We start from the raw sequence: 23,946 nt of genomic DNA on the forward strand, positions 1-23,946 counted from the left end.
TCACCCCGTGCCCTCCCGCTCTCCCCGACGTGGTCCGTCCGGGGGAGCGTATCCGCAGCCGGGGGTCCGGCCTAGAAGTCGATCTCCTTGGCCGGGACGAGCCGGGCGCCCATGTTGCGCTCCATCATCTCCAGCGCGGCCGACTCCAGATGGGGGTGGATGGAGGCGACGGCGTCCGGGGGCACCGTGACCTCCAGATGGCGGATGTGGGCGTCCAGCGCGGAGTACAGCACGCACTGTTCGGTGACCTGGCCGCACAGCACCACGTGCCGCACGCCCAGTTGCCACAGCAGATACGTCATCGGCGTCTCGTAGAAGATGGAGTGGCGGGCCTTCACCACGAACATCGAGTCGTCGTCCGGCCGGACCGGCTCGACGAGTTCGCGGTGCGGGCCGGCCAGTGCGGTGTCGACCAGTTCGCCGTGGTGGGAGCGCCACTGGCCGAAGTGGTCGTTGGCGTAGATCACCGGCGCGTCCGCCGCCCGCGCGCGGGCGATCAGGTCGGCCACCACGGGCACCACCCGCTCGGCCGAGGGCACCAGCAGCTCGGCGTCCTGGTGCTCGTACGTGTTGATCATGTCGATCACGATCAGTGCGGGGGCGTCCATCTCGCTCCTCTCTGCCTGTCTCCGGCCGAGTACCCGCCTCCCGGAAATGGTGTGAAGCCGCGCCGTGGGGTACCCGGCAGACGCCTTGCACGAAGCGACGAGAAGGGAGGCCCGTGATGGCCCAGCATGTGCGCGACATCATGACCAGCGAACTCGTGACCGTGGAACCGCAGGCGTCGGTGGCGTCCGTGGCCCGGCTGATGCGCGACGAGGACGTGGGCACCGTCCTGGTGACCGAGGGCGGCGAGTTGAAGTGCCTGGTGAGCGACCGCGATCTGGTGGTACGCGCCTTCGCCGAGGGCGTGGACCCGGACCAGACGACCGTGATCCAGGCCGCCTCGGACGACCTGGTCACCATCGGGCCGGACGAAAGCATCGACCACGCCGTGGAGTTGATGCGCGAGCACGCCGTCCGCCGGCTGCCCGTGGTGGAGGGCGACGAGGCGGTGGGCATCATCGCGCTCGGCGACCTGGCCATCGAGCGGGACGAGACCTCGGCCCTCGGCGACATCAGCGCGGCCGAGCCGAACAACTGACGGACGTAGGTCTTCGCCCGGCGGCCCTCGACGCGGCCGCCGGGCGAAGGGCGTCAGTGGGCGGCGGCGCCGAACTCGGCGTGCTGGGTGCGCAGCGCCACCGCCGAATCCTCCTCGGGCGGCCGGCCGTACCGCAGCCGGCGCGCCTCCTGCCGGGCCTCCCGCATCAGCTCACGGAACTCCTCCTCCGTGAGCCGGCGCCGAGGGCGGGGCAGATTCGTTTCTCCCGGTTCCTCGCTGTTCCGTTCTTCCGGCATCTTCCGGTCCCCCCTCACACCTGCGTCGGATCTATCGGCCACGGCGTCTTCCGGCCGGCCCGCTCCGCCGCCTCCCAGCGACGGCACGCCCGCACCACCAGACCCACGAGCCCGGCCACGGTGAGCAGCCACACGCCCGCGATCGCCCAGGTCAGATACGACTGCCGCAGGACGATGTCGAGGCCGAGGAGCGTCAGGGTCACCACCGCGCCGAGGGTCACCCACAGCGCGAGCGCCCGGCGCCGCGCCCGCCGCGCCCAGGTCGCCGGCCGGCTGGAGACGCGCATGGTGCTCAGCCGCCGGGCGAGCCCCTCGTCCTCGTTCAAGCCCTGCTCTATCTCGGCCAGACTGCGCAATTCCTGCGGGGTAAGGCTCGGTGCGCCCACCGTGAACACTTCCTCTGAGCTGTTGGTACGACTGCGTGCGGGTATCCGTCTGCTTTGTCCTGAAACGTGAAAAGTTCAATCTCCTGTGCCGTGTTCCGCGACCACCCGTACGGTCTTCAGGCCGGGGTCGGCCGCGTCCGGGAGGTTCATGCCCGCACGGACGCCGGTGACGAGATAGCGCAGCACGGGCTCGGTGAGCCGTTCGCCCGGCAGCACGGCCGGGATGCCCGGCGGGTACGGCGTGATCATCTCGGCGGCGATGCGCCCCGCCGCCTGCTCCACCGGTACGTCGGTGTGGTCGTCGAAGTAGGCGTCGCGCGGCAGCGCGGCCTGGTCCATGCGGAGTTCGTGCGGCTCGGGCACGTCCACTCCGGGCGCGTCGTGCAGGCTGTCGGCGTGCCGCACCAGGTCCTTCAGCGCCGTCAGCAGCCGGTCCGCCGTCTCGGCGTCGTCGGCGTGGGTGAACTGGGCGCTGATCCGCCGGTGGTCGAAGAGGTGCAGGTCGATGTGGTGGTGCTCGCGAATCCAGTCACCGGCCCGGTACCCGGTCGTGCCCAGGGCGCCGATGTCCATGACGGAGGGCAGCGGATCGAAGTCGGCGGCGAGACCGGGACCGCAGAAGTCGTCGGCGTCGTTGACATGGATGCCGTCGATGGACTCGATCTCCTCCCGGACCCGGCGGGCGAGTCCGAGGGCGCGGCCGATCAGCTCCTCCCCGTGCTGCACCATCTGCCGCCGCCAGGCGTCCATCCCCGCGTACAGCAGCACGCTGGGGCTGGTGGTGCCGAGAAGGTCGGCGCGGGAGGCCAGCTCGGCCGGGTCGATGAGATCGCCCTGGAGGTGGAAGACCGACCCCTGCTCGAGCCCGCTGCCCATCTTGTGGATGCTGGTGACACAGACGTCCGCCCCGGCGTCCATGGCCCAGCTCGGCAGGTCGTCGTGGAACGGCAGATGCGCGCCCCACGCCTCGTCGACGATGAGCGGCTTGCCCCGGCGGTGGCAGACCTCGGCGATGGCGCGCAGGTCGGCCGCCGCGCCGTACGGTGTCGGGCTGGTGACCAGGGCGCCGTCGGCCTCGGGATGCTCGGTGAAGGCCCGCTCGTAGGCGTCGGAGGACGGCGGGTGGGCCAGGTGCCGCTCCGCGTCCCACTGGGGCTCGACCCACACCGGGCACACCCCGGAGAGGATCAGCCCGGCGATCACCGACTTGTGGGCGTCCCGACCGACGAGCAGCTTGCGGTGCGGGCGGGTCACGGCCAGCATCGCCGCCTTGACCGACAGCGAGCTGCCGCAGGTGGAGAAGAAGGTGTGCTCGGCGTGGACCGCGTCCGCCATCAGCGCCTCGGCCCGCTCAAGGACGCGGCCGCCGCTGAGCCTGCTGTCCAGGCCGCCGCTGGCCAGCACGTCCCCGGCGAACACCGCCTCGCCCAGCACGGCCACCGCCCGCGGATCGGCTCCGCGTGCCTGCTTGTGGCCGGGCGGGGTGAAGCCCAGCTCCTTCGCCGCGTGGTAGTCGGACAGTGCGTCGAGTACGGGTGCTTCCTCGTGGTCGAAGGCCATGTGTCCCGGAGTGCCCGATCGTCCGCCGGTCATGCCCGCATCGGGGAGGCACATCCGGGGCGGCTCCGGGTACCCGAGCGGACGGCACGAGGTACGACGCCGAGCACAGAGGGAGACACCATGTCCGACGACGACCGTACGAAGCGTCCCACCACCGCGGTGGGGGAGACGCTGCGGGAGATCGCCGACGCCGAGAAGCCCGAGACGCCGAAGAAGCGTGCGGAGGAGCGGCGGCACGAGGGCGAGGGGGCGGACGCGATCACCCCGAACACGGAGGCCCAGCGGGAATCCCAGGGCGACTGAAGCAGGGCGACTGAACCAGGGCACGGGCCCGGCGGCGAGCACGACGTCTCACGCAGTACGTTTCACGAGATGAACGTGGCTTCGCCGCCGGGCCCGCCCGTGCGCGGATTTCGGGAATTCCGGGCGCCCGCCGCCGGCGGAAGGGCCGCGCGACACCGCAGCAGGAATCAACGTGTGAACTCTGCCGGCCTGGGAACCCCGTGACAGTGCCGCCCCGAGCGGCGGACCGCGGAGCGCGCCACGTTCCGCATCGCTCCTGCGATCACTTCACATCCGCAGCTCCCCCCCACCTCCCCGTGCGAGCGCGCGTCTCCCCTCCCCGGTGACGGTCCCGCCCCCTGGCGTACGGACCGGTGCGACTCGGCGCGGGACCGAGGACTCCCATGACTGATGCCACGCCTTCCACACCCTGGCGGCGCGCCGTGGTGACCGGCGGTGCCGGTTTCCTCGGCAGCCATCTGTGCGAGCACCTCATCGAGCAGGGCGTCGCGGTCGACTGCGTCGACAACCTGTCGTCCGGCTCCCGCGCCAACGTCGCGCATCTCGTCGGCCGCCCCGGCTTCCGGTACTACGAGCAGGACGTGTGCGCCGACGGCGCCCCGGACCGGCTGCCGGGCCCCTACGACCTGGTCCTGCACTTCGCCTGCCCCGCCTCCCCGGCCGACTATCTCCGGCTGCCGCTTCAGACCCTGGACTGCGGGAGCCTCGGCACCCGCAACATGCTGGCCGTGGCGGAGCGCGACGGCGCCCGCTTCCTGCTGGCCTCCACCTCCGAGGTGTACGGCGACCCCCTGGTGCACCCCCAGCGCGAGGACTACTGGGGCAACGTCAACCCGGTCGGCCCGCGCAGCGTCTACGACGAGTCCAAACGGTTCTCCGAGGCGCTGGTCACCGCCCATGTGGGCGCCCACGGCGCGGACGCGGGCATCGTGCGCCTGTTCAACACCTACGGCCCGCGCATGCGCCCGCTGGACGGCCGGGCGGTGCCCGTCTTCGTCTGCCGGGCCCTGGCGGGGGAGCCGCTGCCGGTGGCCGGTGACGGCAGCCAGACCCGGTCGCTGTGCTACGTCGACGACACGGTGGACGGCATCCTGCTGGTCGCGGCCAGCCGGTCGGTACGGCCGGTCAACATCGGCGGCACCGACGAGGTGACCGTCCGCGACATCGCGCTGCGCGTGGTGGAACTCGCCCGCTCCCGCTCCCGGATCGAGTACGTGGACCGCCCCGCCGACGACCCGCAGCGCCGCCGCCCCGACACCACCCTGGCGCGCGAACTGCTCGGCTGGACCCCGCAGGTGCCCTGGGAGGAGGGCATCCGGCGGACCATCGACCACTTCGCCGCCGCCCGCTTCGGCGCACCGGCGCCCGCCCGGCCGCCCGCGTCGCCCAACGGCGACCACCCGGAGCCGTACGGGCATCCCGCGCCGAGCCGCCTGCCCTCGTAGCGCCCGCGCCCCATCCCCCCAGATCGACGGAGGCACCGCATGCGCGTCCTCGGCATCAACTCCCTCTTCCACGACCCGGCCGCCGCCCTGATCGTGGACGGCCGTGTCGTGGCGGCGGCGGAGGAGGAGCGGTTCAGCCGGCGCAAGCACGGCAAGCGCCCGGTGCCCTTCTCGGCCTGGGAACTGCCCGAGCTGTCCGCCCGCTGGTGCCTGGACCGCGCCGGGCTCGACCCCTCCGGGCTGGACGCCGTCGCCTACTCCTATGACCCCGAACTGGCGCTCCCCGCAGACCAGTTGGGCCTGAACGACCCCTGGGACCGGCTGCGGCAGGAGTACGCCCGCGAGGCTCCCGGTTTCCTGGCCGAGGCGCTGCCCGGACTCGACCCGGAGAAGGTGCGCTTCGTCCCCCACCACGTGGCCCACGCGGCCTCCGCCGGACAGGCGTCCCCCTACCCGGACTGTGCCGTCCTGGTGCTGGACGGCCGCGGCGAATGCGGCTCCCACCTGGCCGGCCGCTACACCGGCCGCCGCCTCGACGTACTGGCCGCGCAGTCCCTGCCCGACTCGATGGGCCTGTTCTACGAGGAACTCACCGAACACCTCGGATTCCTGCGCAGCAGCGACGAGTTCAAGGTGATGGCGCTCGCCTCCTACGGCAAGCCCCGCTTCCTCGACGAACTGCGCCGCTACGTCGGCACGGACGGCGAGGGACGGTTCCGGGCCCGCTCGGTGCCCTGGGCCGAACTCGCGCCGCCCCGGCCCGCCGGGGAACCGTGGACCGAGGAGCACGCCGACCTGGCCGCCAGCGCCCAGGCATGCCTGGAGGAGGTGCTGCTCGGCCTCGCCGGGTGGCTGCACGAGCGCACCGGCGACCGGGTACTGACCCTCGCCGGGGGCGTCGCCCTCAACTGCGTGGCCAACACCCGGCTGCACCGCGAGGGCCCCTTCGACACCGTCTGGGTGCAGCCCGCCGCCGGGGACGCCGGTACCGCGCTCGGCGCCGCCCTGCACGTCGCCCACCTCCAGGAGCCGGTGGAGGCGATGCCGACCGCCGCGCTCGGCCGGGAGTGGAGCGTGCCCGAGCTGCGCGCCTGGCTGGAGCGGGCCGCCGTACCGTACGAGGAGCCCGAGGACATCGCGGAGACGGTCGCGGAGGAACTCGCCCGCGACGGCATCGTGGCCTGGTTCCAGGGGCGCAGCGAGTACGGACCGCGCGCGCTGGGGCACCGGTCGCTGCTTGCCCATCCCGGCCGCGCCGCCAACCTCGAACGCCTCAACGCGGTCAAGGGGCGCGAGGAGTTCCGGCCCGTCGCGCCGATGGTGCTGGCCGAACGCGCCGCCGGACTCTTCGACGGGCCGCTGCCCAGCCCGTACATGCTCTTCGTGCACGCGGTCGCCGAGGCGTGGCGGGCGCGCATCCCGGCCGTGGTGCACGTGGACGGTACCGCGCGCATCCAGACCGTGGACCGGGCGGAGGAACCCCTGGTGGCCCGCATGATCGAGGGGTTCGAGCGGCGCACCGGGCTGCCGGTGGTGGTCAACACCAGCCTCAACACCGCCGGACGGCCGATGGTGGACGATCCGCGCGACGCGCTGGAGTGCTTCGGGTCGGCCCCCGTGGACCTGCTGGCTCTCGGGCCCTTCGCCGTCCGGCGCGCGGAGGTCTTCGTATGACGGCCGCCCCCGCCTACAGCGTCGTCGTCCCGACGATCGGCCGCGCCTGCCTCGCGGACTGCCTGCGCGCGCTGGCCGGGGCCGCCGGGCACCCGCCCGAGGAGATCGTCGTCGTGGACGACCGTCCCGACCCCGCCGCCCCGCTGCCGCTCGCCGCCGCAGGTGTGCTGCGGGACCGGGTGCGCGTGCTCGGCACCGGGGGCCGGGGTCCGGCCGCCGCCCGCAACACCGGGTGGCGCACGGTGCGTTCGCCCTGGACCGTCTTCCTTGACGACGACGTCCAGGTGCTGCCCGACTGGTCCCGCCGGCTCGCCGACGACCTCGCGCGGGCCGGAAGGGCCACCGGGGGCGTCCAGGGCCGGCTGACCGTGCCGCTCCCGGCCGGGCGCAGGCCCACCGACTTCGAGCGCGGCACCGCCGGGCTTGAGGGGGCCGCCTGGGCCACCGCCGACATGGCGTACCGGACGGCCGCGCTCGCCGCCGCCGGCGGCTTCGACGAGCGGTTCCGCCGCGCCTTCCGGGAGGACGCCGACCTCGCGCTGCGCGTGCTGGCGGCGGGCTGGACGCTGCACCGGGGCGTGCGCACCACCCGGCATCCGGTGCGGGCCGCCGACCCCTGGGTCTCGGTGCGTGCCCAGCGCGGCAACGCCGACGACGCGCTGATGAACCGGCTGCACGGCCGGGACTGGTGGGCCCGCGCCGAGGCGCCCCGTGGCCGGCTGCCGCTGCACGCGCTGGTCACGGCCGCCGGGCTCGCCGCGCCCGTCCTCGCGCTCGCCGGGCGGCGCCGGGCCGCCGTCCTCGCCGGGGCCGTGTGGGCGGCGGGCACGGCCGAGTTCGCCCTCGCCCGCATCCTGCCCGGCCCGCGCACCCCGCGCGAGACCGCGACCATGGCCGCGACCAGCGTCGTCATCCCCCCGCTCGCCGTCGGCCACCGGCTCTCCGGCCGGATACGGCACCGCAACGCCGCACCGCTCAGGAGGGTGCCATGAACCGCCGGGACACCCCCGCCGCCGTCCTCTTCGACCGCGACGGCACCCTCGTCGCCGACGTCCCCTACAACGGGGACCCCGGCCGGGTCCGGCTGCTGCCCGGCGCGCGGCGGGCCGTGGACCTGCTGCGCGGCGCCGGGATCGCCACCGGTGTGGTGAGCAACCAGTCGGGCGTCGGCCGGGGCCTGATCTCCGACGCCGCCGTGCGCCGCGTCAACGCCCGCGCCGACGAACTGCTCGGCGGTCTCGGCGTCTGGGTCTACTGCCCGCACACCCCCGACGCGGGCTGCGACTGCCGCAAACCCCGGCCGGGACTGGTGTTCCAGGCCGCGGAGGCCCTCGGCCAGGCACCGGGGGACTGCGTGGTCATCGGTGACATCGCCGCCGATCTGCGGGCCGGCCGGGCCGCCGGGGCCCGGGCCATCCTCGTCGCCAACGCGGCCACCCGGCCCGAGGAGGTCGCGGCGGAACCCGACACCGCCGCCGACCTGCTCACCGCCGTACGGTCCCTGCTGCCTCCGGACGGGGGTGGGCGGACATGACGGCACTGGTCGTACGGCTCGACAGCTTCGGGGACGTGCTGCTCGCCGGGCCCGCCGTGCGCGCGGTCGCGGCCCACCACGAGCACGTCGCCCTGCTCTGCGGCCCGCGCGGGGCACCGGCCGCCCACCTGCTGCCCGGCGTCGACGAGGTGCTGGTCTGGGAGGCGCCCTGGGAGGGCTTCGACCCGCCCGACGTCCAAGTGGCCGACATCGAGGACCTGTTGGACCGCCTGCGGGCGGTCGGCGCGGACGACGCGCTGATCCTCACCTCCTTCCACCAGAGCCCGCTGCCCACCGCGCTGCTGCTGCGCCTGGCCGGGGTCGCCCGCACCGGCGCCGACAGCACCGATCACCCCGGCCGGCTGCTCGACGTACGGCACCGGCGGCTGCCGGGGCGGCACGAGGCCGAGGCCGCGCTCGACACCGCGCTCGCCATGGGGTTCACCCCGCGCCCCGGCGACGACGGGCGGCTGCGCGTGCTCCCGCCTCCCGACACGGCCGCCCTCACCGGCAACGGCCCCTACGTCGTCGTCCACCCCGGCGCCAGCGCACCGGCGCGCGCCTGGAGCCCCGGGCGGTGCGCCGAGGCCGTCGCCCTGCTCACCGACGCCGGGCACCGGGTGGTCGTCACGGGCGGACCCGACGAGGGCGAGCTGACCCGGCGGGTGAGCGGCGGCACCGCGATCGACCTGGGCGGCCGCACCGACCCGCGCACCCTGTCCGGCGTGCTGCGGATGGCCGACGCGATGGTGTGCGGGAACACCGGCCCGGCCCATCTGGCGGCCGCCGTCGGGACACCGGTCGTGTCGCTGTTCGCCCCGGTGGTCCCGGCCGAGCGCTGGGGGCCGTACGGGGCGCCCAGCGTGCTCCTCGGGCGGCAGGACGCGCCCTGCGCGGAGAGCAGGGCGCGGCAGTGCCCGGTGCCCGGCCATCCCTGCCTGGACGAGGTGACGGCGCACGACGTGCTCAGTGCCGTCCAGAAGCTGCTCCAGCCCGCGATGTGAGGAGGGAGAACCATGAACATCCTGGTATGGCATGTGCACGGCTCATGGCTGACGGCGTTCGTGCAGGGCCGCGCCACCTTCCTCGTCCCGGTCACCGGGGACCGAGGCCCCGACGGACTCGGCCGCGCCCGCACCTGGCAGTGGCCCGGCACCGTGCTGGAACGCACCCCGGAGCACCTGCGGGACGCCGACATCGACCTGATGGTGCTCCAGCGCCCGCACGAACTCGAACTGGCCCACCGCTGGACCGGCCGCCGCCCCGGCATCGACGTGCCCGCCGTGTACGTCGAGCACAACAGCCCCCACGAGACGGCGGTCGACACCCTGCACCCCCTGGCCGGCCGGTCCGACATATCCGTCGTGCACGTCACCCACTTCAACCGCCTGATGTGGGACAACGGCCGCGCACCGACGACGGTGATCGAGCACGGCATCATCGACCCCGGCCACCGCTGGACGGGGGAGGACCCGCGCGCCGCGGTCGTCGTCAACGAGCCCGTGCGCAGGGGCCGTACGACCGGCACGGACCTGCTGCCCCACTTCGCGGCCTGGGCGCCGTTGGACGTCTTCGGCATGCGCACCGAGGGGCTCGCCGGGCACCTCGGCCTGCCGCCCGAACGCTGCCGCAGCCGGGACCTCGCCCAGGGCGACCTGCACTCCGCGATGGCCCGCTGCCGGCTGTACGTACACCCGATCCGCTGGACCTCGCTGGGGCTGTCCCTGCTGGAGGCCATGTTCCTCGGCATGCCGGTGGTCGCGCTCGACACCACCGAGGTGCGCGAGGCGGTGCCCGAGGGCGCCGGGGTCGTCTCCAACCGCCTGGAGGTGCTCGGCTCCGCCGTACGCGCCTTCCTCGCCGACCCCGGCCAGGCGCGGCGGACCGGCGAGGCGGCCCGGTCGGCCGCGCTGGCCCGCTACGGAGAACGGCGGTTCCTGGACGACTGGGAACGCCTGATCAAGGAGGTCACCCGATGACTCAGCACCACACCCCGGCCCGCGTCGCCATGGTCTCCGAACACGCCAGCCCCCTGGCCGCGCTCGGCGGCCCGGACGCGGGCGGCCAGAACGTCTATGTCGCCCAGCTCGCCGGAGTGCTGGCCCGCCGGGGCCACCACGTGACCGTGTACACCCGCCGTGACTCGCCCCGGCTGCCGGACCGGGTGCGCACCGCCGACGGCATCGAAGTGGTCCATGTCCCCGCCGGACCGGCCGCACCCGTGCCCAAGGACGAACTCCCGCCCTACATGCCCGCGTTCGGCGCCTGGCTGGGCCGGGAGTGGGCCGAGCGGCGCCCCGACGTGGTGCACGCCCACTTCTGGATGTCCGGCACCGCCGCCCTCGCCGGAGCCCGCGAACTCGGCGTGCCGGTGGCCCAGACCTACCACGCCCTGGGCACCGTGAAGCGACGGCACCAGGGAGCCGCCGACACCAGCCCCGCCGACCGCATCGCCACGGAGACGGCCGTCGGCCGGGCCTGCGACGCGATCATCGCCACCTGCGCCGACGAGGTGGCGGAACTGGAGGCCATGGGGCTGCCCCGCGAGCGCATGCACGTCGTGCCCTGCGGCGTCGACCCCGACCAGTTCGCCCCGCGCCCTGGGTCGGCACGCTCCGACAGACACCGCCTGCTCACCGTGGGCCGGCTGGTCCCGCGCAAGGGCTTCGACCGTACGATCCGCGCCCTGGCCCACATCCCCGACGCCGAACTGCTCGTCGCGGGCGGCCCAGAACCGGCCCTGCTCTTCGCCGAGCCCGAGGCGGAACGGCTGCTGGCCCTCGCCGGGGAGTACGGCGTGGCCGACCGGGTCACCCTGCTCGGCGGGGTCGGCCGCGAGGACATGCCCGCGCTGATGTCCGACGCCGACCTGGTCCTCTCCCTGCCCCGCTACGAGCCGTTCGGCATCGTCCCCGTCGAGGCCATGGCCTGCGGGACCCCGCTCGTCGCCACCGCGGTCGGCGGACAGCTCGACACCGTCGTCGACGGCCGCACCGGCGTGCTGGTCCCGCCCGGCGACGGCGACGAGGCCGCGATCGGCGCCGTCGTCCGCGAACTCCTCGCCGACCCCGCCCGGCTGGCCCGCTACGGCGCCGAGGGGCGGCGGCGCGTGCTGGAGCGCTACACCTGGGACCGCGTCGCCGACGGGGTCAGCCGCGTCTACGGCGCGGTGTCGTCCGTCCCCTCGCTCTCCGGAGTCGTCCGATGAACACCGCCACCGACACCACGCACTGCGACGACCTGATGACGGCGCTCACCGTCTTCCGCAAGGACGCCGCCCGCGTCCACCGGTGGGGCGGCACCCTCGCCGCCCATCTCGCCGACGGCTCCCGGCTCCTGGTCGCGGGCAACGGCGGCAGCGCCGCCCAGGCCCAGCACCTGACGGCCGAACTGGTGGGCCGTTACCGCGCCGACCGGCCGCCGTTCTCCGCGCTCGCCCTGCACGCCGACACCTCCGCCACCACCGCCATCGCCAACGACTACGGCGTGCAGGAGATCTTCGCCCGCCAGGTCGGCGCCCACGGCCGCGCCGGCGACCTGCTGATGCTGCTGTCCACCAGCGGCGCCAGCGCCAACCTGCTCGTCGCCGCCACCGAGGCCCGCCGCCTCGGCATGACCGTCTGGGCGCTGACCGGCCCCGCCCCCAACCCCCTCCAGGCCGCCGCCGACGACGCCCTGTGCGTCCGGGCGGACAGCACCGCCACCGTGCAGGAACTGCACCTGGTCGCCGTGCACATGCTCTGCGAGTCCTTCGACAGCGCGATCGAACGCCACACCGCGCGCCCACGGCGGTCACCGGCCCGGCAGCATTGGGCGGTGACCGGGAAGGAACGCCCATGACCAGCCCGGCCGCCCCGCTCCTCGTCGTGGGGGACGCCCTCCTCGACCACGACCTGTTCGGCCGCGTCGAACGGCTCGCGCCCGACGCGCCGGTACCCGTCGTCAGCGACGTCCGCCGCGCCACCCGGCCCGGCGGGGCGGCGCTGGCCGCCTGGCTCGCCGCCGCGGACGGCCGGGACGTCACGCTGGTCACCGCCCTGGGCGACGACCCCTCCAGCGCCGAACTCCGCGCCGCGCTCGGCGACCGGGTCCGCCTGCTGGCGCTGCCGCTGGACGGCACCCTGTCCACCAAGACCCGCGTCCTCGCCGAGGGCAGGCCCCTGCTGCGCCTGGACGACGGCGAGGGGCGGGCCGAGGAGGCGACCGCCGAGGCCCGTCGGGCCGTCGCCGCCGCGAGCGCCGTCCTGGTGGCCGACTACGGGCGCGGCTGCGCCGACGTCCTGCGGGCCGCGCTCACCGAGGCCGCCGCCCGGATGCCCGTCGTCTGGGACCCGCACCCGCGCGGCCGCCCGCCCGTCCCCGGCGTCCGCCTGGCCACCCCGTCCGCCGCCGAGGCGCACACCTTCGCCGCCCGCAGCGGCGGCGGCCCGGCGGGGGACCCCGACGACGAACTCCGGGTCGCCGCCCAGGACGCGCACCAGCTCGTCGGGGACTGGCGGGCCGCGTCCGTGGCCGTGACGATGAGCGGGCGCGGCGCGCTCCTCTCGCACGGCGGCACCCCGCTCATGGTCCCCTCGCCGGTCACCGCCCAGGGCGACGCCTGCGGCGCGGGCGACCGCTTCGCCGCGACGGCCGCCGGACTGCTCGCCGACGGCCAGCTCACCGAGGCCGCCGTGCGCGGCGCGGTGCACGCGGCCACCCGGTACGTCGCCGAGGGCGGCGTCCGCACCCTGGACGCCGGCCGGGCCCCCGAACCCGCGCCCCCGGCGGCCGTCGGCGCCCCCACCGACGAGGCGCTGCGCACCGCCGCGCGGGTACGGGCGGCGGGCGGGACCGTCGTCGCGGCCGGCGGCTGCTTCGACCTGCTGCACGCCGGCCATGTGGCCCTGCTCCAGGCGGCCCGCCGCACCGGCGACTGCCTGGTGGTGTGCGTCAACTCCGACGCCTCGGTACGCCGCCGCAAGGGCGACGGCCGCCCGCTCGTCCCGCTCGCCGACCGGGTACGGGTGCTGCGCGCGCTGGAGTGCGTCGACGCGGTGGCCGTCTTCGACGAGGACACCCCCGAACTCCTCCTCGCCCGGCTCCGCCCCCACATCTGGGCCAAGGGCGGCGACTACGCCCGTACCGACCTCCCCGAGGCATCTTTGGTGGCGAGCTGGGACGGCCAGGTCGTGCTCTTCCCGTACCTCGACGGGCGCTCCACCAGCGGCATCGCCGAACGCGCCGCCCACGCGCCGGGCGGCACCGAGGGAGCGCGCCGATGACCCCTGCGCCCGACCGCCCCACCGTGCTGGTGCTGCGCGCCCTGGGCCTGGGCGACCTGCTGGCCGGGGTGCCCGCGCTGCGCGGTATCCGCCGGGCCTTCCCCGCCCACCGGGTCGTCCTCGCCCTGCCCCCCGCGCTCACCGACGCGGCCCTGGCCACCGGCACCATCGACGCCGTACTGCCCGCCGAGGCACCCGGCCGCGCCGTCCCGACGCTGACCCACTGGGCCGGCCCGGCCCCCGACCTCGCGATCGACCTGCACGGCAACGGTCCCGAGAGCCGGGACGCCCTCGCCGCGCTCCATCCCCGGCGGCTGCTGGCCCACGCCCACCGGGGCCCCGGCTCGCGGCCGCCCCCGGCCTGGCGGGCCGACGAGCACGAACGGGCGCGCTGGTGCCGCTTCCTGGCCGCGTACGGCGTCCCCGCCGACCCGGCCGACCTGCGGCTGCCCCCGCCGTCCGGGCCCGCACCGGCACCGGGCGCCGTCGTCGTCCATCCCGGCGCCGACGCCGTCGCCCGGCGCTGGCCCGCCGAACGCTTCGGCGCCGTCGCCCGGCGGCTGCGCGACCTCGGACACCGGGTGGTCGTCACGGGCGGGCCCGGCGAGGACCGGCTCGTCCAGGACGTCGCCGACAGCGGGGGAGTGCCCGCCGGGGACCTGCTCACCGGCGGGCTGCCCTTCGGCGCCCTCTCCGCGCTCGTCGCCCACGCCGCGCTGGTCGTCAGCGGCGACACCGGGATCGCCCACCTCGCGGCGGCCCACGGCACCCCCTCGGTGACGCTCTTCGGGCCCGTACCGCCCGCCCTGTGGGGGCCGCCCCCGCTGCCGCGCCACCGCGCCCTGTGGCGGCCCGGCCCGCCCGGCGACCCGCACGGCACGGTCACCGACCCCGGCCTGCTCAGGATCGGCGCCGAGGAAGCCGTCGTCGCCGCGCTCGCCCTGCTGCCGCCCACCCCGCCCACCGGACCGCCGAGAGGAGACGGCGTCGATGCCGGTGCCCTCCACCTCTGACCCGTCGGCCACGCGCCCGGACACCGCCGAGGACCGGGTCACCGTCGCCGTGATCACCCGCGACCGCTGCGCCAGCCTCGTCCGCACCCTCGACGCCCTGGCCGCGCTGCCCGAACGGCCACCGGTGATCGTCGTCGACAACAGCACCGGCGACGCCTCCCTCCGCGCCGTCCGCGACCACCCCGGCGCCGCCCGGCTGCTGCGCCCCCGTGCCAACACCGGGGCGCTGGGCCGCAACCTCGCCGTGGACCGCGCCAACACCCCCTACGTAGCCTTCAGCGACGACGACTCCTGGTGGGAACCCGGCGCCCTGCGCCGCGCCGCCGACCTGCTGGACGCCCACCCCCGGCTCGGCCTGGTCGTCGCCCGCACCCTGGTCGGCCCCGACGGCACCGAGGACCCCCTCAACACCGTGCTGGCCGCCTCCCCGCTGCCGCCCGAACCGGACCTGCCAGGGCGCCCGGTCCTCGGCTTCCTCGCCTGCGCCTGCGTGGTCCGCAGGGACGCCTTCCGCGTGGCCGGCGGCTTCCATCCGCTGCTCTTCTTCGGCGGCGAGGAGACCCTGCTCGCCTACGACCTCGCCGCCGAAGGCTGGGGCGTCGCCTACGACCCCTCCCTGACGGCCCGTCACCACCCCGCCCCGGCAGGGCGCCACGGCCGCAACCCCCGGCTGTGGCGCAACGAGGTGCTCACCCTCTGGCTGCGCCGCCCGCTGTCCCGCGCCCTCGCGGCCAGCGCCCGCCTGGCGGTGGCCGCCGCCATCGGCCGCCCCGGAGCCGCGCCCGCGCTGCGCGAACTCCTCGCCCGGCTGCCCGCCGCCCTGGCCCGCCGCCACCCGCTGCCCCCCGCCGTCGAACGGGCGGCCCGGCTCATCGACACCGACCGGGCCGCACGCGCCCGAAGGGAGGGACCGGCATGACCACAGCAGGACCGGACACCCGCACGACCGTGGTGGTCATCACCCGCAACCGGCGGGACGAACTGCTGCGCACCCTCGGCGAGTTGGCGAAGCTGCCGGAGGCGCCCGAGGTGATCGTCACCGACAACGGCTCGGCCGACGGCACGGCCGAGGCGGTCCGCCGGGACTTCCCCGCGACGCGGCTGCTGGAGCCCGGCCGCAACCTGGGCGCCGTCGGCCGCAACCTCGCCGTGCGCGAGGTCCGCACCCCCTACGTCGCCTTCTGCGACGACGACTCCTGGTGGGAGCCCGGCAGTCTGCGCCGGGCGGCGGACACGCTCGACGCCCGGCCGGGGCTCGCCGCCGTCACCGCCCGCATCGTCATGGAACCCTCCGGCGCCGAGGACCCCGTCACGGCGGAGCTGCGGGACTCGCCGATCCCCGGCCCCGACTGGCTGCCCGGCCCGGCCCTGGGTTCGTTCCTGGCAGCGGCCACCGTGCTGCGTGCCGACGCCTTCCGGGGCGCGGGCGGCTTCCATCCGGGGCTGTGGCTCGGCGGCGAGGAGGAGCTGCTCGCCACCGACCTGCAGCGCCAGGGCTGGTGGCTGAGCTACCTGGACGACCTGACCGCCCATCACGAGGCGTCCGTACGGCGGGACAGCACCGAGCGCCGGGTGCTCGGGCTGCGCAACACCCTGTGGTTCACCTGGCTGCGGCGCCCCCTGCTGCCCGCGCTGTTCCGCACCGGTGCCCTGCTGGCCACGGTGCCCAGGGACGCCGCCTCGCTGCGCGCCGTCGGCCGGGCGCTGGCCGGGGTGCCCTGGGTGCTCCGGCAGCGCGACCCCGTCCCGCCCGACCTGGAGCGCCGGCTGAGCACCCTCCAGCGGGCCCGCCGGGGCTCGACCGCCCGCAGGTACGTGGGGTAGCCGGGCCACGCCCTCGTCAGAGTTCCGTGCCCGTCTCCGCATCGATGCCCGCCCGCGCCCGGTAGGCCCGCACCAGCTCCACCGACGCCGGGCCGCGCGGACGCCTCCCCGGCCGGATGTCCACGGCGAACGTCTTCGCCTCCTGGATGTGGGTGTTCGGGTCCAGCGACAGATGCAGCAGCTCGTTGGCCGAGTCACCGGTGGTATAGCCGTTCGGACCCCAGTGGTAGGGCAGGCCCACCTGGTGCAGCGGGCGTCCGTTCACGGTCAGCGGCGCCATCCGCTCGGTGACCAGCACCCGCGCCTCGATCACACCCCGCGCGCTGACGATCGTCGCCCAGCCCAGGTGCTCGAGACCGCGTTCGGCGGCCAGTTCCGGGGACACCTCGCAGAAGAACGCGGGCTGCAGCTCGGCCAGGTACGGCAGCCGGCGGGACATGCCGCCCGCCGTGTGGTGCTCGGTGAGCCGGTAGGTGGTGGCCACGTACGGGTACACCTCCGTGCCGGGCGCGCCGCCGCTCGGCTGGTACCGGTTGTCCGGGACCGAGGGGAGCAACTGCCGTACCGGGTTGCGCTGTTGCTGGTACAGCAGGTTCGGGACGGGGGAGTCCTGCGGCTCGTAGTGGGTGGGCAGCGGGCCGTCCGTCAGCCCGGCCGGGACGTACAGCCATGCCTTTCCGTCGGCCTGCATGATGAACGGGTCCCGGCCGGAGAGGGCCTCCGGTCCCTTGGCGTCCGGGGGCGGCTCGTGGTCGGGCGCCTTGTCCTTCTTGAAGTCCGGCACGTCGTGCCCGCTCCACTCACCGGCCTCGCCCTTGTCCGGGTCCCACCACACCAGCGCCTTGCGCTCGCTCCACGGCCGGCCGTCGGGGTCCGCCGAGGCGCGGTTGTAGAGGATGCGCCGGTTGGCGGGCCACGCCCACGCCCACTCGGGCGCCACCCAGCTCTGCTCGCCGCCGGGCTTGCGGCGGGCGGCCTGGTTGACGCCGTCGGCATACACCCCGCAGTAGATCCAGCAGCCGCACGCCGTCGAGCCGTCGTCCGCGAGCTGTTCGTACGAGGAGAGCGGAGTGCCGTCCGCCGTACGGCCGTTGATCTCGGCGAGCACGGCCTCCGCGTCCGGTTCGGCGAGCGGGCCCCCGGTCGGATAGTCCCAGACCAGGTCCAGCAGCGGCCGGTCCATCTCGTCGGTGGACGCCGCGAGTTTCTCCCGGATCAGCCGGCCGAGATGGTAGGTGAACCACAGGTCGCTGCGCGCCTCGCCGGGCGGCTCGACCGCCTGGTGGTGCCACTGGAGCAGCCGCTGGGTGTTGGTGAAGCTGCCCGCCTTCTCGGTGTGCGCGGCGGCCGGGAGGAAGAACACCTCGGTGCCGATGTCCTCGGTGCGCAGCTCCCCGGTCTCGATCTCGGGGCCGTCCTGCCACCAGGTGGCCGACTCGATCAGCGAGAAGTCCCGCACCACCAGCCACTCCAGGGCCGCCATGCCCAGCCGCATCATCTTGGCGTCGGCATTGCCCACGGCGGGGTTCTCGCCCAGCAGGAAGTAGCCCCGGCAGGTGCCGTCCAACTGCGCCAGCGTCGTCTCGTACGTGGAGTGGGAGCCGGTCAGCCGGGGCAGGTGGTCGAAGCAGAAGTCGTTCTCCGCGGTGGCCGCGTCCCCCCAGTACGCCTTGAGCAGACTGACCAGGTAGGAGCGCATGTTGCCCCAGTAGCCCTTGTGGGCGGACTCCGCCTCCACGAAGGCGTCGAGGTCCTGGCGCTGGTGGGCGTGGGGCATCGGGATGTAGCCGGGCAGCAGGTTGAACAGGGTCGGGATGTCCGTCGAGCCCTGGATGGAGGCGTGCCCGCGCAGCGCGAGGATGCCGCCGCCGGGCCGGCCGATGTTGCCCAGCAGGCTCTGCAGCACGGCGGCGGTACGGATGTACTGCACGCCCACCGTGTGCTGGGTCCAGCCGACCGCGTAGGCGAACGCCGTGGTCCGCTCGCGCCCGGAGTTCTCCGTGACCAGCTCGCACACCTCGCGGAACGTGTCCTGCGGGACCCCGCAGACCCGCTCCACCATCTCGGGGGTGTAGCGGGCGTAGTGCCGCTTGAGGACCTGGAGGACACAGCGCGGATGGGTGAGCGTCTCGTCCCGCTCGGGCTCGCCCTCACCGAGCGGGGCACCGCCCGAGCCGTGCGACTCGCCGCGCGCGGCCTCGCTCATCGAGCCGCCGTCCGCGCTCTCCTCCCGGTCGCGCTCCCCGGCCGGCGCCCGCACCTCCATGCCCTCGTACTGCCAGGTGCTCTGGTCGTAGGTGCGGCTGTCCGGGTCCAGCCCGGAGAAGACACCGTCCAGGTCCTCGGTGTCGCGGAAGCCCTCGCGCAGGATCACCGGCGCGTTGGTGTAGGCCACCACATAGTCGCGGAAGTACTTGTCCTCGCTCAGCACATGGTTGACGATCCCGCCGAGGAACGCGATGTCCGAGCCCGCGCGCAGCGGTACGTGCAGGTCCGCCAGCGCGCTGGTACGGGTGAAGCGCGGGTCGACATGGATCACCTTGGCGCCGCGCGCCTTGGCCTCCATCACCCACTGGAACCCGACCGGATGGCACTCGGCCATGTTCGAGCCCTGGATGACGACACAGTCGGAGTTCTGGAGGTCCTGCTGGAAGGTGGTCGCGCCGCCGCGGCCGAACGAGGTTCCCAGACCGGGAACCGTGGAGGAGTGTCAAACACGCGCCTGGTTCTCGATCTGAATGGCACCCAGGGCGGTGAACAACTTCTTGATGAGGTAGTTCTCCTCGTTGTCCAGCGTCGCCCCACCGAGGCTCGCCAGGCCCAGCGTGCGCCGGGTGCGCCGTCCCCCGGCCTCCCACTGCCAGCCCGCGCGCCGGGCCGCGATCACCCGGTCGGCGATCATGTCCATCGCCGTGCCCAGCTCCAGCCGCTCCCACCCGGTGCCGTGCGGACGCCGGTACAGGACGTGGTGCTCGCGGGCGTCCCCCGTGGTGAGCTGAAGGCTGGCCGCGCCCTTGGGGCAGAGCCGGCCGCGCGAGATGGGGGAGTCGGGGTCGCCCTCGATCTGGGTGACCTCACCGTTCTCCACGTACACGTTCTGGCCGCAGCCCACCGCGCAGTACGGGCAGACGGACTTCACCACCCGGTCGGCGGTCGCCACCCGGGGGTCCAGGCCCGCGCTGCGCGGGCTCTTGGCCGCCGCGCCCCGCCCGAGCGGGTCCGTACCGGTGAGCTGACGGTAGACCGGCCACGAGTCGATCCAGGTGCGTACGCCCATGCCTACCTCCCCAGCCGTTCCCGCTGCGGCACGACCGTGTACTTCGGGTCCTCGGCCGACGCCACCCCGGCCCGGAACACCCCGAACCGCAGGGCCGCCGACCCGGCCAGCAGGGCCGCCCCGGCGACGGCGGCCGGACGCCGGTCGCGTACCCGCCCGGTCAGCAGCGCCAGCGCGGCACCGCCCGCCGTCAGCGCCTCCGCCGCGCGCAGCAGGCGGCGCGCGCCGCCCAGCTCGAAGGGCTCGGCGGCCAGGCCCATACGGCGTTTCTGCCGCCGGAAGTAGCCCAGTTCCAGCGCCGCGCCCAGCACGGCCACGCGCCGCGCCGGGCCCGCCTCGGCCCACGGGACGGTGAGCAGCGCCAGACCGGCCGCCGCCGAGGCGCCGGAACCGGCGAACACGAACGGCAGCTCGCGGTACCCCTCGTGCCAGGAGGGCACCGCCGTGTCCGCGATCAGCACCGCCGTGTACGTGGCGACGGCCGGCGCCAGCACGGCGGCCCCCGCCGTCGCCGCGACCCCGAGGGGCCGGAACCGGCGGACCGTGTCGGTGGCCGCCGCCACCATCGTCAGCGGCGCGTACCCGGCGAGCAGCCAGGAGCCCACGCTCATCGGCGAGGTCGGCTTGAAGACCCGGAGCATGTTCAGGAAGCGGGCCGGGCGCCCCAGATCGTGGACGAGCGCGGCCAGCGAGAGCGAGATCGCCCCGGCCGCGCCCAGCCGTGCCCGCCGCGCCAGCACCGGCCGCCCGGTCAGCTCGGCCCCCGCCGCCAGCAGCGAGGACCCGCCGGCCAGCCCGCCCAGGTACAGATACCCGGCGATGTCCAGCGCCTCCCAGGTCGGCTTGTTCAGCACGGGCAGGCCGTAGTACGAACTGAACTCGGCGTCCGGCACGACCGGTTGGCCGTCCTGACCGCGTCGGCGGCGCCGTCGGCGGGAGGCGCGGGGCAGGGCCGGGCCGCTCATCGCCGGCTCCCGGCGAATCCGGCGGCGACGAGCGCGCCGAGCGTGGCCGCTGCCAGCGCCGCGTGCCGCCACATGTCCGGCAGGTCCCTGGTGGTCACCACCGGGTCCGGCGGCAGTCCGTACACCTCCGGCTCGTCGAGCAGCAGGAAGAACGCGCCGTCGCCGCCGACCCCGTTCTCCGGGTCCTCGCCGTACAGCCGGGCGTCGCTCACCCCGGCCGCGTGCAGGCCCGCCACGCGGGTGGCGGCGCGCTCGCGCAGTTCGTCCAGCGGGCCGAACTGGATGGAGTCGGTGGGGCACGCCTTGGCGCAGGCCGGTTCCGTGCCGACGCCGAGCCGGTCGTAGCAGAGGGTGCACTTCCAGGCACGGCCGTCGTCGGGGCGCTGGTCGATCACGCCGTACGGGCAGGCGGGCACGCAGTAGCCGCAGCCGTTGCAGATGTCCTCCTGGACCACCACCGTGCCGAACTCGGTGTGGAACAGCGCGCCCGTGGGACACACGTCCAGACAGGCCGCGTGGGTGCAGTGCTTGCACACGTCCGACGACATCAGCCAGCGCATCCCGGCCGGGCCCTCGGGGGCGACCGGGGGCAGGGCGTCGCGCGGGCCGGGGGAGTCGGTGCCGAGGCGCGCGGCGGCGGCGAACACGTCGTCGTCCCCGGCGCTCTCCCGGCCGGCCGGGACGCGCTGCTCGATGAAGGCCACGTGGCGCCAGGTGTCGGCGCCGAGCCGTCGGGTGTTGTCGTACGACATGCCCGTCAGCTCCAGCCCGTCCTCCGGGATGGCGTTCCACTCCTTGCAGGCGACCTCGCATGCCTTGCAGCCGATGCAGACGGAGGTGTCGGTGAAGAAGCCCACGCGCGGCGGGGCGTCGGGATAGCCGTCGGCGGCGGCCAGGTCCGGCTCCGGCCCGGACAGCAGATCGCCGCCCGGCCGTGTGCCGTCGTCGTCCCGCACCATGCGACAGCCCTCCTCGGTCTCCTGGTGGCCCACGTTCCCGAGCGTGGCACGTGTGCCCGGGCAGCGCGCTCCGAAACGGCCGGCTCGGAGCATCCGGCCCCCCCCGGCCCCGCATGCCCGGAGGGCCACGGGGTACCCGCGACGGACCGCCCGACCAGCACCGGCAGACGAGGAGAAGCCATGACGGAGCACCGCGACCCCCACGCCCGGCGCGTCCCGAGGGACCTGCCCGACCAGCAGGCGAGTGACGACAACGACCGCTGGGACGCTCCCGCGAAGGACGACGCCCGCGAGGTGCCCGACACCGATGAGGCGGGCGCCGGCCCGCGCGGCGCGCCGGAGTCCGCCGGGGTGCGCCCGGACCAGCCCGTGCCCGACGAGCCCTCCGGCTGACGCCCCCCAAGACGCTGACGCCCCCCCCGAGAATCAGTGCTGGCAGTTCGGGCACCACAGCGTGCGGCGGCCGGAGACGCGCCCCGAGCGCAGCTCCGTGCCGCAGCGCGGGCAGGCCGGGGACGCGTCGTCCCGGCGCCCGGTGAGCCACGTACGGCGCGGCGGCACCCGCCCGGCGCGCACGGCGGACGCCAGCACGCGCCGCATCGCCGTGTACACGCCCCGCGCCTCGCCCTCGCCGAGGCTCTTCGCCGGGCGCTCGGGGGCGATACCGGCCCGCCACAGGATCTCGTCGCTGAGCAGGTTGCCCAGGCCCGAGATGAGGGACTGGTCCATCAGCACGCTCTTGACCGCGCCCCGCCGCCCGGCCAGCAGCTCCACGAACTCCGTACGGTCCAGGTCGAGCGCGTCCGGGCCGAGGTCCGCCTCCAGCTCGGCCACCGCCTCCCGGTCCTCGGCGAACCGGATGCCCTGGAGCTTGCGCTGGTCGCGGTAGCGGAGCTGACGGCCGCCGTCGAGGGTCAGCACGACCCGGTCGTGGTCGTGCGGGGGATCGTCGGCGGAGGCGGCCACCAGCTCGCCGGTCATCCCGAAGTGCCAGACCACCGCCGGCCCGTCGTCCAGCGGGGCGATCAGCAGCTTGCCGTGGCGGCGCGGCTCCGCGAACCGGTGGCCCTCCACCCCGCTGCGCAGCCGCCGCGCGCTGACCCCGCGCAGCACGCCCGCGTCCCGGACATCCACCTTCTCCACAGGGTGCCCCTGACCGCAGGAGCGCAGCACTCCGCGGAACGCTTCGACATCGGGCAGCTCCGGCATGCCCGCCTCCTTCAGTGGTCCGGGTTCACGAGGCGAGCGGCGCGGTGTCCATGCCCACGTGCTCCCTCAGCCCTTCCAGGAACTCGCCGATCGCCTCCACGGCCGTGTACCGGGGCTCCCAGTCCAGCTCGGTCCGCGCGCGGGCGGAGTCCAGCAGCGGCAGCCGCAGTACCGCGTCGAAGAGGTCCGGCGAGGCGGGCACCAGCCGCAGCCGCCAGACGGCCGACAGCGCGGCCCGCAGCGGCGGCAGCGGGACGCGCAGCGGGCGCGCCTCCAACAGCCCGGCCAGCGTGGCCGCGTCCACGGGCGGGTCGGCGGCCAGGTTGAAGGCGCCGCGCACCGGGCGGAGCACCGCCTCGGTGAACGCGGCGGCCGCGTCGTCGGTGTGCACCGCCTGGAACTTCAGCCCCGGCAGATCCGGGATCACCGGCACGAACGGCGGCCGCACCCACTGGGTGGGCAGCCAGGACCCGGCGAAGATCCGCCGCTGCTCCGAGGCCGCCTCCCGCTTGAAGAGGAACCCCGGCCGCATCCGCACCACCCGCGTCTCAGGATGCTTCAGCTCATAGGCGTCCAAGTACCGCTCCAGATAGGACTTTTCCCGGCAGTACGCGGCCTGCGGCCAGCCGTGAGTGGGCCAGGACTCGTCCACCTCGCGGTCCTTGGGGCCCGGCGCGTAGGCGCCGACCGACGAGGCGTGCACCAGCGCGGGCACTCCCGCCTCCGCCGCCGCCTCGAACACCCGGATGCTGCCGAGGACGTTGGTCCGCCAGGTCGTCACCGGGTCGTGGGTGGGCTGGAACTTCCACGCCAGATGCACCACCGCGTCCGCGCCCCGGAAGAGGGACACGAGGTCGGCACCGTCCGGGTCCACGTCGGCCGCCACCCAGGCCGTGCCCTCCGGCTGCCAGTCGGGGGCCCTGCGCGCCACGCCGGTCACCGACGCCACCTCGGGACGCCCGCGCAGCGCCTCCACGACGCTCGTACCGACATTGCCGGTGGCGCCGGTCACCACCACCCGGAGCCCGCCGTTCGCCGTGCCGGTCATGACAGCCGCCTTCCCTGGAGGTCGAGGGCCCGCCGGGTACCCGTGGCACGGCCCGTCATGCGCCGGGTAAGTACCGGAGTGCCG

General features: G+C 75.1%; 24 protein-coding genes. 15 read left to right on the plus strand and 9 right to left on the minus strand.

The annotated features are described in order from the left end of the window. Nucleotides 1–71: 71 nt before the first annotated feature. The gene (locus E5083_RS28040) at nucleotides 72–608 is read right to left on the minus strand and encodes a cysteine hydrolase family protein (protein WP_135788468.1); all 537 of its coding nucleotides are present in this window, start codon (nucleotides 606–608) and stop codon (nucleotides 72–74) included. Between the two features lie 116 nt (nucleotides 609–724). On the opposite strand from E5083_RS28040, the gene E5083_RS28045 reads away from it, so the two are divergent. Continuing rightward, a complete protein-coding gene (locus E5083_RS28045) occupies nucleotides 725–1,144 on the plus strand; it encodes a CBS domain-containing protein (RefSeq protein ID WP_135788469.1) in 420 nt (139 codons plus the stop codon). A gap of 53 nt (nucleotides 1,145–1,197) precedes the next feature. On the opposite strand, the gene E5083_RS28050 is transcribed toward E5083_RS28045, so the two are convergent. The 3 genes from E5083_RS28050 to E5083_RS28060 all read right to left on the minus strand — a co-directional run bounded on the left by E5083_RS28050 (nucleotide 1,198) and on the right by E5083_RS28060 (nucleotide 3,347). Next, entirely contained in the window at nucleotides 1,198–1,401 is a 204-nt protein-coding gene (locus E5083_RS28050; RefSeq protein WP_135788470.1) for a hypothetical protein, read from the minus strand. A gap of 14 nt (nucleotides 1,402–1,415) precedes the next feature. Next, on the minus strand, nucleotides 1,416–1,787 hold the full coding sequence (locus E5083_RS28055; protein WP_167513647.1) for a DUF3040 domain-containing protein: 372 nt from the start codon (nucleotides 1,785–1,787) through the stop codon (nucleotides 1,416–1,418). 75 nt (nucleotides 1,788–1,862) lie between these two features. After that, on the minus strand, nucleotides 1,863–3,347 hold the full coding sequence (locus E5083_RS28060) for an aminotransferase class I/II-fold pyridoxal phosphate-dependent enzyme (protein ID WP_135788541.1): 1,485 nt from the start codon (nucleotides 3,345–3,347) through the stop codon (nucleotides 1,863–1,865). A 120-nt stretch (nucleotides 3,348–3,467) separates the two neighbouring features. Between E5083_RS28060 and E5083_RS28065 the strand changes: the two genes are divergently transcribed. From E5083_RS28065 to E5083_RS28125, 13 genes are all read left to right on the plus strand, one after another. Further along, the gene (locus tag E5083_RS28065; RefSeq protein ID WP_135788472.1) at nucleotides 3,468–3,650 is read left to right on the plus strand and encodes a hypothetical protein; all 183 of its coding nucleotides are present in this window, start codon (nucleotides 3,468–3,470) and stop codon (nucleotides 3,648–3,650) included. A gap of 383 nt (nucleotides 3,651–4,033) precedes the next feature. Next, nucleotides 4,034–5,095 (plus strand): NAD-dependent epimerase/dehydratase family protein, encoded by a 1,062-nt coding sequence (locus tag E5083_RS28070; RefSeq protein ID WP_135788473.1) that lies wholly within the window; start codon nucleotides 4,034–4,036, stop codon nucleotides 5,093–5,095. A 39-nt stretch (nucleotides 5,096–5,134) separates the two neighbouring features. Then, the gene (locus tag E5083_RS28075) at nucleotides 5,135–6,769 is read left to right on the plus strand and encodes a carbamoyltransferase family protein (protein WP_135788474.1); all 1,635 of its coding nucleotides are present in this window, start codon (nucleotides 5,135–5,137) and stop codon (nucleotides 6,767–6,769) included. Further along, nucleotides 6,766–7,761 carry a glycosyltransferase family 2 protein gene (locus tag E5083_RS28080; RefSeq protein ID WP_135788475.1) on the plus strand — a complete coding sequence of 332 codons (996 nt, stop codon included), beginning with the start codon at nucleotides 6,766–6,768 and terminating at the stop codon, nucleotides 7,759–7,761. The genes E5083_RS28075 and E5083_RS28080 overlap by 4 nt, the downstream gene beginning before the upstream one ends. Further along, entirely contained in the window at nucleotides 7,758–8,303 is a 546-nt protein-coding gene (locus E5083_RS28085) for a D-glycero-alpha-D-manno-heptose-1,7-bisphosphate 7-phosphatase (protein ID WP_135788476.1), read from the plus strand. Before E5083_RS28080 ends, E5083_RS28085 begins: the two co-directional genes overlap by 4 nt. Further along, entirely contained in the window at nucleotides 8,300–9,307 is a 1,008-nt protein-coding gene (locus E5083_RS28090; protein ID WP_135788477.1) for a glycosyltransferase family 9 protein, read from the plus strand. The genes E5083_RS28085 and E5083_RS28090 overlap by 4 nt, the downstream gene beginning before the upstream one ends. A 12-nt stretch (nucleotides 9,308–9,319) precedes the next feature. Continuing rightward, nucleotides 9,320–10,282, plus strand: a complete 963-nt coding sequence (locus tag E5083_RS28095; protein WP_135788478.1) for a glycosyltransferase — start codon at nucleotides 9,320–9,322, stop codon at nucleotides 10,280–10,282. After that, the gene (locus E5083_RS28100) at nucleotides 10,279–11,511 is read left to right on the plus strand and encodes a glycosyltransferase (RefSeq protein ID WP_135788479.1); all 1,233 of its coding nucleotides are present in this window, start codon (nucleotides 10,279–10,281) and stop codon (nucleotides 11,509–11,511) included. Before E5083_RS28095 ends, E5083_RS28100 begins: the two co-directional genes overlap by 4 nt. Next, nucleotides 11,508–12,143 (plus strand): D-sedoheptulose-7-phosphate isomerase, encoded by a 636-nt coding sequence (locus E5083_RS28105; RefSeq protein ID WP_135788480.1) that lies wholly within the window; start codon nucleotides 11,508–11,510, stop codon nucleotides 12,141–12,143. Before E5083_RS28100 ends, E5083_RS28105 begins: the two co-directional genes overlap by 4 nt. Beyond that, the gene (locus E5083_RS28110) at nucleotides 12,140–13,567 is read left to right on the plus strand and encodes a PfkB family carbohydrate kinase (protein ID WP_135788481.1); all 1,428 of its coding nucleotides are present in this window, start codon (nucleotides 12,140–12,142) and stop codon (nucleotides 13,565–13,567) included. Before E5083_RS28105 ends, E5083_RS28110 begins: the two co-directional genes overlap by 4 nt. Further along, entirely contained in the window at nucleotides 13,564–14,580 is a 1,017-nt protein-coding gene (locus E5083_RS28115; RefSeq protein ID WP_135788482.1) for a glycosyltransferase family 9 protein, read from the plus strand. Before E5083_RS28110 ends, E5083_RS28115 begins: the two co-directional genes overlap by 4 nt. Continuing rightward, complete coding sequence (locus tag E5083_RS28120; RefSeq protein WP_135788483.1) at nucleotides 14,558–15,499, plus strand: glycosyltransferase family 2 protein; 942 nt, start codon at nucleotides 14,558–14,560, stop codon at nucleotides 15,497–15,499. The genes E5083_RS28115 and E5083_RS28120 overlap by 23 nt, the downstream gene beginning before the upstream one ends. Beyond that, nucleotides 15,496–16,404: a glycosyltransferase family 2 protein gene (locus E5083_RS28125; RefSeq protein ID WP_135788484.1), complete on the plus strand. Its 909-nt coding sequence runs from the start codon at nucleotides 15,496–15,498 to the stop codon at nucleotides 16,402–16,404. Before E5083_RS28120 ends, E5083_RS28125 begins: the two co-directional genes overlap by 4 nt. Nucleotides 16,405–16,420: 16 nt before the next feature. Here E5083_RS28125 and fdh read toward each other — a convergent pair whose 3' ends face one another. Genes fdh through E5083_RS28140 form a run of 3 tightly spaced genes read right to left on the minus strand, consistent with a single transcriptional unit; the run spans nucleotide 16,421 to nucleotide 21,605 of the window. Beyond that, nucleotides 16,421–19,681: a formate dehydrogenase gene (fdh, locus tag E5083_RS28130; RefSeq protein ID WP_135788485.1), complete on the minus strand. Its 3,261-nt coding sequence runs from the start codon at nucleotides 19,679–19,681 to the stop codon at nucleotides 16,421–16,423. 2 nt (nucleotides 19,682–19,683) lie between these two features. Further along, complete coding sequence (nrfD, locus tag E5083_RS28135; protein WP_135788486.1) at nucleotides 19,684–20,646, minus strand: NrfD/PsrC family molybdoenzyme membrane anchor subunit; 963 nt, start codon at nucleotides 20,644–20,646, stop codon at nucleotides 19,684–19,686. Beyond that, the gene (locus E5083_RS28140; protein ID WP_135788542.1) at nucleotides 20,643–21,605 is read right to left on the minus strand and encodes a 4Fe-4S dicluster domain-containing protein; all 963 of its coding nucleotides are present in this window, start codon (nucleotides 21,603–21,605) and stop codon (nucleotides 20,643–20,645) included. The genes nrfD and E5083_RS28140 overlap by 4 nt, the downstream gene beginning before the upstream one ends. A gap of 180 nt (nucleotides 21,606–21,785) precedes the next feature. Here E5083_RS28140 and E5083_RS28145 point away from each other — a divergent pair, with 180 nt between their 5' ends. After that, nucleotides 21,786–21,998, plus strand: a complete 213-nt coding sequence (locus E5083_RS28145) for a hypothetical protein (RefSeq protein ID WP_135788487.1) — start codon at nucleotides 21,786–21,788, stop codon at nucleotides 21,996–21,998. 33 nt (nucleotides 21,999–22,031) lie between these two features. On the opposite strand, the gene E5083_RS28150 is transcribed toward E5083_RS28145, so the two are convergent. Both E5083_RS28150 and E5083_RS28155 read right to left on the minus strand, forming a co-directional pair. Further along, entirely contained in the window at nucleotides 22,032–22,814 is a 783-nt protein-coding gene (locus E5083_RS28150) for an Fpg/Nei family DNA glycosylase (protein ID WP_135788488.1), read from the minus strand. A 25-nt stretch (nucleotides 22,815–22,839) separates the two neighbouring features. After that, on the minus strand, nucleotides 22,840–23,862 hold the full coding sequence (locus tag E5083_RS28155) for an NAD-dependent epimerase/dehydratase family protein (RefSeq protein ID WP_135788489.1): 1,023 nt from the start codon (nucleotides 23,860–23,862) through the stop codon (nucleotides 22,840–22,842). Nucleotides 23,863–23,946: the final 84 nt, after the last annotated feature.

Origin of the sequence: Streptomyces bauhiniae (assembly GCF_004784475.1) — a bacterium.
In the GTDB taxonomy this organism is placed as follows: Bacteria; Actinomycetota; Actinomycetes; order Streptomycetales; family Streptomycetaceae; genus Streptomyces; species Streptomyces seoulensis.